This window comes from Amycolatopsis sp. NPDC114503, from assembly GCF_055633655.1.
The window spans coordinates 937,058-948,495 of record NZ_JBVKDT010000004.1 but is presented as its reverse complement, the minus strand read 5'-3'; the positions used below and the strand labels follow the sequence as shown (position 1 = coordinate 948,495).

Sequence of the window (11,438 nt, the reverse complement as noted above, 5' to 3'; positions counted from 1 at the left end):
CTCAATCAGCTCCTCGTGTTCTCGTGGACGGTGACGCGCGGCGCGAACCGCGGCTCGCGACCTTCGGCGAAGGCCGCGGCGGCTTCTGTGGAGTCGGGTCCCTGGGACGCCTCGACGCTGGCGAGCGTCTCGCGGCGCATGATCTGCTCCGCGGTGCCTTCCCATGCCTGGTCGACCAGGTTCTTGGCCAGTCGCAGCGCGGTAGGCGACTTGCGCTTCAGGACGGCGACGACGCGGGCGACCTCGGCATCCAGTTCGGCGTCGTCGACCACCCGGTTGACCAGCCCCCATGTTTGGGCTTGCGCACCGTCGAAGGGCTCGCCGAGCAAGATGATCTCTTTCGCGACGACCGGACCGGCGGTACGCGGCAGCACCGCGGTGAAGCTGTTCGTGACGACGAGCCCGACGGCGGTCTCGGTGAAGCGGAACACCGCGGAACCGCCCGCGATCACCAGGTCGCCGCTCAGCGCGATCTCGGCGCCGCCGCCGATCGCGTAGCCCTGCACCCGGGAGACCACCGGAACCGGGCAGGACCGGATGCGACGGGTGATCTCGTGCAGCCGGTCCGTGGCGGCGGCCAGTTCGTCCTCGGTCATCGGTGGTCTGCTGGCCTGTTCGGCGGACCATTTGAGGTCGTGCCCCGCGGAGAACGCACGACCCGCTCCGCGCAGGACGACGACCCGGGTCGACGCGTCCAATTGCTCGAAGGCCTCGTCGAATGCCTGCAGGAGTTCGGGATTGAGGGCGTTGAGTCGTGCCGGCCGGTTCAGGGTGATCGTCAGAACGTCGTCTTCGAGCGAGGTCAGCACCAAGGCTTCCGTCATGGAGGCATCGTCGGCACGCGAGGTGGTGCACGCTGTCGGCCGCAGACCAACCGCACCCAGCCGGGGGAATCAGCGGGTTCGCCGCGCCCCGACCGGACCACGCGGCAGCCGGGCGGTGCGAGTGCTCCGGGCCGGTGACAGACCGGGGTGTCGCCACCCCGGTGGCCACACCCCGGTCCAGCAGGTCATCCGGCAGTCATCGCGGCCCAGGCAGAGAAGGCAGGTTCCGTGTTCTGTGCCCACCACTTGCTGTTATACGCGGCCTCGCCGTTCATCTTGTCGACGTTGTTCTGCGGGAGCCATTCCTCGAAGATCGCGGGTACCTTCGGCTTCGACTTGGGAGTCGTGGGGCCGTAAGGGGTGTTCTCGGTGAACGCGGCCTGCGCTTCCGGCGTCGCGATGTAGTTCAGCAATGCGGCTGCGCCTTCGGGGCCTTCGATCCCTTGATCGCGTACAGCGCCGCCCGCGCGGCGAAGCTGTGGTTCTGGACGACCTTGACCGGGTCGGAAGGCGAGTCGGTGGCAACCTGGACTGCTGTCTTATGCGCGAAGGGCTCGAGCCTGCCTTCTTGGCAGCGGCCAGTGTGTCCCCGCCGTAGTTCACGTAAACGAGCCTTTGGCCGGACAGACTGTCGCTGTTCGCTGGGCGTCGCCGGCGGCGAGGTCGTGAAGGTGAGCAACCGGCGCGGGGCATGCGTGGCTGCCGTCCGGACGACAGACGGTGTCCTGCCCGGTGTCGTGGTGATGGCCACCGGAGGCTGGTATGACCCGGAAAATCCCGGCGAGCCGGGCTCCCTCGACCTCCAGGGCAACCCGAACGTGCTCACCCCCGATCTCGGGACATCACGCCTCGCCCAAGCCAGTTCCGCACAGACTTGTCTCGTCCGCATCTCCGCGTTCCCGGAGGCGCCGAAGAGCCGCGCGTACGAGCCGCCCGTGACGCGGCGCCGGCCAGGCCAGTCGATCTCTTGATCTCGGTCGGGGAGCACCGCCGTCGCCGGCGGATAAGCCCGCCGAAATACCTGGTTGACCCCGCCTGACCTGGTCTTCGTGTCCGTGAGGGGAACCCTGAGGGAATCAGATTCCCTCAGGGAGGCCCTCACGGACCTGCGCACCCGGTCATGCGGGCACTGATCGGGCATTGCGCCGAGTCTGGCATCCTTTGTGGACAGTCGGCAGGCGGGGGACCACGCAGCTGAAGTTCCCGGCATGGGAAATCAGAGTCCGCGAGGGTTCCCCTCACGGATCGCACGCCGCTCCCGCCGGCCCCTTCGACTTGGGCAGCCTCGCTTCAGCCACACCCGCAGCACCGCCTTGAGTCCGCGGCATCGGGTTTGCGGTCAATGAAAGGCCCCTTGAAGGAATCTCCCCTGAAGGGGCCTTCACGGACCTAGCCGTCAATCGGCTGCGTCGACGGTTCCGATGACCACGCCGGCCTTGGCAGCTCCATCGGAATTGGGGAGCGCGACCGAATGCTCGGGGTCCCACGTCGCCAGTACCGGGTCGCCCGCGGCGACGGACGACTGGTTGCCCGACTGTTCCTGCGCGATCATCGAGAAGCCGGCGTCGAGCTGGAGATCGAGCCGCCGGATGCCGCCCATGTAGATCACCTGGGAGACCCGACCCGGGAGAACGTTCGTCCCGGAGGCGGAGACCGCCGTCCCCGTATCAGGCCGGACGAGCACCCGCTCCGGGCGGACGGTCACGACTCCGCACGATCCGGCGGGCAGGACTGAGCCGGATGTGGGCAGCCGCAGGTCGTAGCCGTCGCCGCGCAGCAGGCGCCCGGCGCCGGTGTCGGCCACTGTGCCGGGGAGAACGTTCGAGTCGCCGAGGAACTCCGCGACGAAAAGCGTCCGGGGCCGTTCGTAGAGATCTGTCGCGGTGCCGACCTGTTCGACGGAGCCGTTGTTGAAGACCGCGATGCGATCGGACATGACCAGCGCCTCGTCCTGGTCGTGGGTCACGTAGACGAAGGTGATGCCCAGCTCGCGGTGGATCCGCTTGAACTCCAGCTGGAGGCTGGCGCGAAGGCGGCGATCCAGCGCGCCGAGGGGCTCGTCCATGAGGAGCACCCGCGGCTCGAACACCAGCGCGCGGGCGAGAGCCACGCGTTGCTGCTGGCCTCCGGAGAGTTCGCGCGGATACCGCGCGCTCATGCCGCCCAGTCCGACCAGTTCGAGACTCCGGCCCACCCGCTCGCGAATCTCGGCCTTGGGGGTCTTGCGCCGCTTCAACGGGAAAGCGACGTTGTTGGCGACGGTCATGTGCGGAAAGAGCGCATAGTTCTGGAAGACCATGCCGATGTTGCGTTTGTAGGGCGGCACTTGCTCGATCGGCTTGCCGTCCAGCAGGACATGACCGCTGTCGGGCTGCAGGAAGCCGGCGATCGTGTTGAGGGTGGTGGTCTTGCCGGAGCCGCTGGGCCCGAGCAGGGTGACGAACTCGCCTGCCGGAAGATCCAGGGAGATCTTGTCCAGAGCGGCGACCTCGCCGTAGCGCTTGCTCAGGTCGCGGATTTCGATGGCGGCGCCGAGGACGCGTTCAGGCATTCTTGGCCTCTCTTCTGCCGGCGATGATCCCGGCGACGACCAAAAGCGTTGTGCTCACGGCGATGATCACGGTCGACGCCGCGGCGATCGTCGGGGTGAGGGAGCTGGTCACGCTCTGGTAGAGCTGCACGGGGAGGGTGCGGGAGAACGGGCTGGCCAGGAAGAGCGAGACGATCGCTTCGTCCCAGGACACCAGGAAGGCGAACAGCGCGCCGGTCAGGATGCCGGGCGCGAGCAGGGGCACGGTGACGTGGAAGAAAGTCGCGACGGGTCCCGCCCCGAGGGAGGCGGCCGCTCGTTCGAGCCGGCGGTCGAAGCCCTGCAAGGAAGCGCGCACGGGGATCACGACCATCGGGATCGCGAGGGCGGTGTGGGCGACGACGAAGCCGGTGAACGATCCCGCCAGATGCCACTTCAGGAAAACGTAGTAGACGCCGATCGCGGTGATCACACCCGGCACGATCATCGGGGCCATCAGGAACGCGGACACCGGCGTCGTCCACCGTCCCCGGCCCCGTACGAGCGCGAAAGCACCCAACGTGCCCAGCGAGGTGGCCAGGACCACGACGATGCCGGCCACCTTCAGCGAGAGCACGAACGAATCGGTCCATGCCGGATCGGAGAACAGCTCGCCGAACCACTGGGTCGAAAACCCGGGCGGAGGGAACTGGAAGGTGCGTGAGCTGGTGAAGGCCATCGGAACGACCACCAGCACGGGTGCGACGAGAAGCAGCGCGATCAGAGCGCAGAACGCCTTGAGCGCGATGCGGCGTGGTTGCTTCATCAGCGCACCTCGCTTTTCGTGCCCAGCGCTCGCGTGAAGGGCCGTCCGAGCAGTGAGCCTCCGGCGAGAATCAGGAGGGTGATGAGGAGCAGTGCGAGCGCCATGGCTCCACCTCGTCCGAAGGCCAGCTGGGAGTTGACCTGGCTGACGATCTGCTGCGACAGCAGGCTGTTCTGGGGCGATCCGAGAAGGGCGGGCGTGAAGTAGAAGCCCAGCGTGAGCACGAACACGATGGTGCTGCTGGCGGTGATCCCGGGAACCGACAGCGGAAGGTACACCGTCCGCAAGGCGGTCCGCGGTGTCGCGCCGTGGATCTCGGCGGCCCGCAGCAGCGTCCGGTCGATCTGGGTCAGCTGGGAGTACAGCGGCAGAACCAGGAACGGCAGCATGATCTGAGCCATGCCGATGGTCACGGCCGTCGTCGTGCCCAGAAGGCGGACGTTGCCGAATCCCAAGGCGCGCAGCGCTTTGACGACCGGGCCGCTGTCCCCGAGCAGGATGATCCAGGAGTAGGTGCGCACGATCAGGCTGGTCCAGAACGGCATCAGCACGGCGGCCAGCATGATCATCCGCCACCGGGTGGAGACCACGGTCATCAGATAGGCGTACGGATACCCGATGGCCAAGCAGAGCACGGTGACGAAGACGGACGTCAGGAAGGTCCGGCGCAGGATGGTCAACTGCACGTCGCTGGTGAAGAACCAGTGGTAGTTCGCGAATCCGGAGTCGCCGCTAGACACGAAGTCGGTGAAGCTCCGCACTGACATCGTGCCCAGCGGGTAGACGAAGAACAGGGCGAGGAAAGCCATCGCCGCCGCGGCGGCGAGGACCCATCTCGACCGGTACAGCGCTGCTGTCAGCACATTCATCGCTGGATATCTCCTTGGCCTTGCTCGGCGCCGGCCGCGGTTGTCGTGCGACGACCGCGGCCGGACGCGTCTTCCGGGAGGGGGCTCAGCCCGCGGTCATCGCGGTCCAGGCGGCGAAAGTCTTGTCCGCGTTCGCCACCCACCACTTCATGTCGGCGACCAGTTCGCCCTGCGGGCCCATCTTGTCGATGTTGTTCTGGGGCAACCACTTCTTCAGGTCGGCCGGGACGTTGGGCTTGGCCGAGGGTGTCGTCGGGCCGTAGGGCAGCCGCTCGGTGAACGCACTCTGGACGGCGGGCGCCGCGATGAAGTTCATGAGCGCGGCCTGGGCCTGGGGCGACTTCGAGCCCTTGACGGCGTAGACGGCGTCCCAGCCTTCCCACGCTTTGTCCCACACGACGTCGATCGGGGCGCCCTTCTGGGCCGACAGGGCGGCGCGGCCGAGGTAGCACAGGCACATCGAGAAGTCTCCCGACTCGAGCCCTTGGGCCTCCTGCGCCAGCGTGGAGTCGAGCGTCAGGTTGCTGCCCAGCTTCTTGATCGCCGCGGCGGCTCGGTTCGTGTCCAGCGGGTAGAGCTTGTCCGGAGCCACGCCGTCCGCCAGCAGCAGCGGGTCGATGCTGCCGGGCGCGTAGTTGAAGACGAGCCGCTTGCCCGGATACTTCTGGACGTCCATGAAGTCGGTGATCTTCGTCGGCGGATTGCCGCCGAACTTCTTGGTGTTGTAGACGAGCCCCACGGCCTGCACCATGATCGGCACGCCGCACTCGTCGGTCAGGTACTGGGGAGCGACATCCTTGACGTCCACGCCGATTTCGGAACGTTTCGCGTACAGCGTCCCGCAGCCTTCCGCGCCTGAAACAGAATCGATGTCGATGGCGTCCCAGGTGGTGTTGCCGGCTTGCACCATGGCCTTGACCTTCGCCGGATCCGACGGCGAATCGGTAGCGATCCGGACGCCGGTCTTCTTCGCGAAGGGGTCCAGCCAGGCTGCCTGGGCGGCCTTGAGGGTGTCGCCGCCGTAATTCACGTAAACAAGCTGCTGCCCGGAGAGGCTGTCGCTTCCTTGGCCTGCCGGCGAGCCGCACGCGGCGACCGATGCGAGAATCAGGGCGCTCAGCGCAGCGAGCACGGACTTGGGATTCATGGTCACGGTCCACCCTTTGCTCGGGATACACGGTGAAGGGAGACAGACGATGCGCCTGGTCAGCGGCCCGTTCCTGTCGGCGCGAACATTGTTAGCCCACGTGGGGGAGGCGGGCGGTGCTCCGGGCGGGGGTCGTCAGTCCACAGAGGACGCAGTCAGGGAAGCGGGACCGAAGCTCGGTGCTGGATCAGTGATCCGTGCGTCCGGCGGCCGTGCCCGCGTCAGGCGCCCGCGCGCTGGCGGGTCACCCAGGCAGCGATCTGGGTCCGGGTCTTGAAGCCCTGCTTGGCGAGGATCTTCTCCACGTGCCCCTCCGCCGTCCTGAGCGAGATCACCAGTTGCGCGGCGATTTCCTTGTTGGAGAGCCCATCCGCGATGAGGTCGGCGACCTCGCGCTCGCGCCGGGTCAGGGGATTGACGGACGTGTCCGAGCCGCTCGAAGGCGTCTCGCGCAGTGCGTACGCGACCGTCTCCTCGACACTCAGCCGGCTGCCGCGCGTCCGGGCGGCACTGAAGGCGGTGTCTCCGATCCGGGCACGCGCATCCGCCTCGAAACGGCGGCGCAGGCCGACGAACTGGCGGGCGCCCACGGTCCGCCAAATCTGGTCGGTGCTCCCGATAATCACGGCGGCACGTTCGGCCTCCCTGGCCCGGGCCGCCGTCCAGGACACGACCTCGAGGGTGAGCGCGAAGCCGAGGGTGTCGCGGAAGACGCGCTTGATCCGGAGGGCTTCGAGGAGGTTGCTCTCCGCGGCGGCGGCGTCATCGTCGCGCAGGAGGACGATCAGGGCGCGCAGCCACAGGGAATAAGACAGATTCCACCGTTCGCCGGCGGCGGTGCAGCGCAGGAACATGTCCTCGGTCAGTTCCTCGGCGCGGTCGTACTCCTGGAGGGCGATGTGGGTCACCGCGAGTTCGACGACGACGCTGTCCTGGACCTGACCGCGTATCCCGGACTCGTCGTACTGGCGGAGCGCCTCGGTGAACAACGGGATCGCGGCGCGGATGTCGCCGTGTTCGATCGACGTGCGAAATCCCATGACGTGGTGGGAGAGCGCCAGCGCGGCGAGGTCGTCGAGGCTCATCGCCATCGTGCGTGCGCGCTCGGGCAGTTCGGCGAGCTTCGCGTCGTCGCCTTGGAAGGCGGCGATGTAGCCGCGCGTCGCCAGTGCCCACGCATGTTCGGGAGAAGGCGAGGACAGCATCTTCAGCGCGCGGTCGAGCCAGAGCTGGGCCTCGTTGAGGTGGTCCATGGCTCCCCAGAACCACGGCTGGGCGACGATCCGGACGCCGATCTCCGCCTCTTCCGGACGGGCCATGCAGTATTCGAGGGCGAGCCGGATGTTGGCGTGGTCGAGCTGGAGCCGCCGGGCCCATTCCTCCTGCTCGGAACCGGCCCAGGCAGCGGTCGCGGTCTCCACCAGGTGCGCGATCCAGTCACGGTGGCGTCGGGCGAGGGCGTCGGCCTCCGCGGACCGCAGCAACCGCGCGGCGGCGTACTCGCGGATCGTGTCGAGCATGCGGAAGCGCACGTGGCTCCGGTGGTCTTCGCGGATGACGATCGACTTCTCGACCAGACCAGTCAGCGTGTCGAGGAGGGCGGCGTGCGGGAGGGCGTCGTCGGTGCAGACTTCTTCCAGCGCGGCGAGGGCGAAGCCGCCGGCGAAGACGGAGGCGCGAGCCCACAGCAAGCGCTCGGCCGGAGTGCAGAGGTCGTGGCTCCAGTCGACGAGCGCGCGAAGGGTTTGGTGGCGCCGCGGCACATTGCGGTACCCGGAGCGCAGGAGCTGGAACCGGTCGTCAAGGCGATCCGCGAGTTCCTCGACGGTCAGGACGCGAAGCTGCACCGCGGCCAGTTCGATCGCGAGCGGGATGCCTTCGAGGCGGTGGCACAGCCGGATGACCGCGGCCTCGATTTCTCCGGTGACGGCGAACCCCGGAACGACCGCCGCGGCACGATCGGCGAAGAGCGCGACGGACGGGTAGTGGCTCGAGCTGCCCGGATCGAGGCGAGCCGAGGGATCTGGCGCCAGGAAGGGCGTCACCGGATAGACAGTCTCGCCGGCGATGCGCAGCGCTTGGCGGCTCGTCGCCAGGATCCGCACCTCGGGCGCCGCCTTCAGGATCTGGTCGATCAGGTCCGCGGTGGCGTCCACGAGGTGCTCGCAGTTGTCCAGGACGAGGAGCATCTGACGCGGGCCCAGATGCTCGGTGAGGGCCGCGACGACCCCGAACTTGGGCTGTTCCCGGATCTGCAACGCGTCGGCGACAGTCTGGGGGACCAGGTCAGGCTGCGAGAGGGCCGCCAGCGAGACGAGACAGACGCCGTCGGTGAGGGCGCGCTTCATCTCGCTGGCGGCGCGCAGGGCCAGCCGGGTCTTGCCGACGCCGCCGATCCCGGTGAGCGTGACCAGCCGGGTCGTCGAGAAGATCTGCCGGATCGCGGCGAGGTCGTTGCGCCTGCCGACGAAGCTCGTGATCTCCGCCGGCAAGTTCGGAGCGGACCCGCGGGTCGGCCCGGAAGCTGGCGGAGCGTCCACGTCACATCCTTCACGAGCGGCTGGGTGACCGCGTCGAGCCTATCCCGGTGACTTGGCGTGCGCCGCGATCGCGGCCGTAGCCGTGGTCAGCCGGCGGGCGCGGCCGTGGCCCGCCGCGACAGGACCTGGTCGGCGGCCCTCTTGCCGGACCGCAGTGCGCCGTCCATGCCGGTAGCCCACATGTCCGCCGTGTGCTCACCGGCGAAGTGGACGGGACCGACGCTCTGGGCCAGCAGGCCTGGGAGGCGCGGGAAGTCGCCGAGCAGCGAGGAAACCACTCCGCCGGCGAAGGGCTCGCGAGTCCAGTCCTTCACGATCCCCGCGAGCCGGCGCGCAGGCCGGCCGAGCACGGCTGACACGACGACGTCCAGGGCGGCGAGTGCCGACTCTTCGCCGCGGAGGAAACCGTCGCCGCGATCGGCCGCGAGGCCGAGCAGAACGACCGAATCCTCCGGGCCGACCGGCCGGGCCCAGACGAGAGAGATCGGGCCGTCGCTCATGACGCCGGTGTCGACCTTCTCGAACAACTCGGCACCGTCGGCGTACTGCCCGATCACCTTGCCGCCCTGGGCCATCGGGGTGGCGAGCAGCGCCTCGGTCTTCCACGCGGGCAGGACCGGGTCGAAACCGATTCGCAGCGTCGGCGTCACCGGAACGGCGACGATCACATCGCGCGCGGTGAAATCACCGCGGTCGGTCTCCACGGTGATTTCGCGGCCGGTGCGCCGGACTGCGCGCACGACGTGGCGAAGGCGGATGTCGAGCCCCTCGCTCATCGCCCTGGCCATGGCGTCGGTGCCGTCGGCCATCATCCAGCACACCTTGCCGACGTGGGGCGGCTCGACCATGCTCATCTGGATCTGCGAATCGTCGTGAACCGGGTTGAATCCGGTCAGGGCGCGAAAGAGCCGGCGCGCCAGCGGCCTCAGCCCGGCCCGTGCCGCCCAGGCGGGGACGAGTTCGCTCGGGTCCGGCGGGCAGGCGTCGAGGGCTGCCCTTACCTCGTCGGCGACCTTGTCGCGATCAGCGTCGGGCAAGCGCCGGCCGTCGACGACAGTGGTGTTGCGCAAGGACGCAGCGGCGGAGAAGCGTCCGTCCGGGTCGGAGCGCAGCAGCGCGAGCTGGGGGGTGAGGGCGACTCCGAGTTCGGCGCACGTGCGCAGCAGTTCGTCCTGCCCGAGGTCGATGAACGAGCCGCCGAGATCGGCGGGCTGGCCGTGCAGCAGTCGCTCGCGATCCGACCGGGTACGGCCGCCGACGTACGGCTGTGCCTCGAGGACGACGACTTGCTCGCCCCGGCCGGCCAGCGAACGGGCGGCGGCGAGCCCGGCCGGGCCGGCACCGATGACTACGGTCCTCATGCGCGCACCAGCTTCCGGTCGATGTAGTCGAGGGGTACGCGTGCCGGTGCCCGCAGGACCTCGTCGGCAGCGCGGAGCCCCGAACGGACCGCGCCTTCCATGGTCGCGCAGAGCGAGACGTCGGTGAAGTCGCCGGCGATGTGCACTCGCCGTTCCGGGGTGGCCAGGACGGCGATCTGCGGGCGGCGTGCGGTGAAGCTGGGCATTCCCCCGATGCCGAGCGCGCAGCGATCCGCCGACCAGTTCTTGACGTGCTGAGCCAAGCGGGTCACCGAGCCGCCGATCGCAGTGGCGACGACGGCGTCGAGTTCGGCCAGCGCCAGGTCCTCGTCCTCGAGGACATAGCGGTTCTCGCCGCACACGAAGCCGCTGACGACGGCAGGACCCGTTGTGACATAAGGATTGCTCACCCACGCCGTGTTGACGGGACCGTCCGTGAAGACCGCGCGGGACAACGCGGCACGCACCGAATCCCCTTCGGAGTACTGCGCGATCACCTTCCCGCCGGACGCTCGCTGGAGGGCGCTCAGTGCCCCGGTGAGATCTGCGGGCAACGGCGGGTCGAAGCCGAGTGTCGGCAGCACGAAGGGCGAAACCGCGACGACCGCGTGGCCGGCCGTGAAGCGTTCGCCGGATTCCAGTTCCACCGCAACGGTTCCTCCGGACTGGCGGATCGCGCGAACCGGCGCCCCCAGCCGCACGTTCACCGTCGCGGCGAGGGCGTCGGCGAGACGTTGGCAGCCTCCGACCACGCGCCGGATCTCGCCGATGTGCGCGTGCGTGAGGTAGTGGCTGTCGACCTGGAAGGCGTCGTACTGGGTGGGCATGCGGCCGAATCCGGAAAGCGCGGCCCGCGCCAGGTCGCTCAGCCCGGCGCGGCGCGTCCACTGTTCGAGGACCTCATGCGGTGCCGGCGGAAAGGACGCGAGCGCGGTGTGGATCTCGGTTTCCGCTTGCCTGAAACGATTTCCGGTGAGCAGTTCCCCGTCGACGATCAAGCGTCCCTCGGCCAGGTAGCCGGCCGCCGGGCTCGCTCCTTCGGGGGTGTCGGGCCGCTCGATCCAGACCGGAGCCGACAGCTCGACACCGAGATCGCCGCAGAGCGCCGCGAGAGCGCGGTAATCCTCGGTGATCAACTCGCCGCCGAGGTCGCCGTGCTGGCCGTCCGCGAAACCGTCGGTGACGGTGAACGTGCGCCCGCCGACCCGGTCACGCGCCTCGAGCACGGTCACCTCGATACCGGCGTCGGCCAGCGTCTTGGCTGCGGTCAGTCCGGCGAGCCCGGCTCCGACGACGACGACCGGCGGCCGAATCTCTTGTGAGCTCTGCATCTTCCGATGATCTGAGGGTGCCTCGCCGCTG

10 protein-coding genes are annotated in these 11,438 nt (G+C 68.6%); 1 reads left to right on the top strand and 9 read right to left on the bottom strand.

Annotation, left to right across the window (positions count from 1 at the left end; translation table 11 throughout):
• Window positions 1-5: 5 nt before the first annotated feature.
• Together ACZ7OI_RS21470 and ACZ7OI_RS21465 are read right to left on the bottom strand one after the other, a co-directional pair.
• The gene (locus ACZ7OI_RS21470; RefSeq protein WP_470265939.1) at window positions 6-824 is read right to left on the bottom strand and encodes an enoyl-CoA hydratase/isomerase family protein; all 819 of its coding nucleotides are present in this window, start codon (window positions 822-824) and stop codon (window positions 6-8) included.
• Window positions 825-1,009: 185 nt separating this feature from the next.
• A complete protein-coding gene (locus ACZ7OI_RS21465; protein WP_470265938.1) occupies window positions 1,010-1,237 on the bottom strand; it encodes a hypothetical protein in 228 nt (75 codons plus the stop codon).
• A gap of 105 nt (window positions 1,238-1,342) precedes the next feature.
• Here ACZ7OI_RS21465 and ACZ7OI_RS21460 point away from each other — a divergent pair, with 105 nt between their 5' ends.
• Window positions 1,343-1,795 (top strand): molybdopterin dinucleotide binding domain-containing protein, encoded by a 453-nt coding sequence (locus ACZ7OI_RS21460; RefSeq protein ID WP_470266000.1) that lies wholly within the window; start codon window positions 1,343-1,345, stop codon window positions 1,793-1,795.
• Window positions 1,796-2,220: 425 nt separating this feature from the next.
• On the opposite strand, the gene ACZ7OI_RS21455 is transcribed toward ACZ7OI_RS21460, so the two are convergent.
• From ACZ7OI_RS21455 to ACZ7OI_RS21425, 7 genes are all read right to left on the bottom strand, one after another.
• On the bottom strand, window positions 2,221-3,375 hold the full coding sequence (locus ACZ7OI_RS21455) for an ABC transporter ATP-binding protein (protein ID WP_470265937.1): 1,155 nt from the start codon (window positions 3,373-3,375) through the stop codon (window positions 2,221-2,223).
• On the bottom strand, window positions 3,368-4,159 hold the full coding sequence (locus tag ACZ7OI_RS21450; RefSeq protein WP_470265936.1) for an ABC transporter permease: 792 nt from the start codon (window positions 4,157-4,159) through the stop codon (window positions 3,368-3,370). Before ACZ7OI_RS21450 ends, ACZ7OI_RS21455 begins: the two co-directional genes overlap by 8 nt.
• A complete protein-coding gene (locus ACZ7OI_RS21445) occupies window positions 4,159-5,028 on the bottom strand; it encodes an ABC transporter permease (RefSeq protein WP_470265935.1) in 870 nt (289 codons plus the stop codon). The genes ACZ7OI_RS21450 and ACZ7OI_RS21445 overlap by 1 nt, the downstream gene beginning before the upstream one ends.
• Window positions 5,029-5,113: 85 nt before the next feature.
• A complete protein-coding gene (locus tag ACZ7OI_RS21440) occupies window positions 5,114-6,175 on the bottom strand; it encodes an extracellular solute-binding protein (protein ID WP_470265999.1) in 1,062 nt (353 codons plus the stop codon).
• Window positions 6,176-6,396: 221 nt separating this feature from the next.
• Entirely contained in the window at window positions 6,397-8,715 is a 2,319-nt protein-coding gene (locus ACZ7OI_RS21435) for a LuxR C-terminal-related transcriptional regulator (protein WP_470265934.1), read from the bottom strand.
• 86 nt (window positions 8,716-8,801) lie between these two features.
• The gene (locus tag ACZ7OI_RS21430; RefSeq protein ID WP_470265933.1) at window positions 8,802-10,076 is read right to left on the bottom strand and encodes a flavin monoamine oxidase family protein; all 1,275 of its coding nucleotides are present in this window, start codon (window positions 10,074-10,076) and stop codon (window positions 8,802-8,804) included.
• Window positions 10,073-11,407, bottom strand: a complete 1,335-nt coding sequence (locus tag ACZ7OI_RS21425; protein ID WP_470265932.1) for a flavin monoamine oxidase family protein — start codon at window positions 11,405-11,407, stop codon at window positions 10,073-10,075. Before ACZ7OI_RS21425 ends, ACZ7OI_RS21430 begins: the two co-directional genes overlap by 4 nt.
• Between the last annotated feature and the right edge of the window lie 31 nt (window positions 11,408-11,438).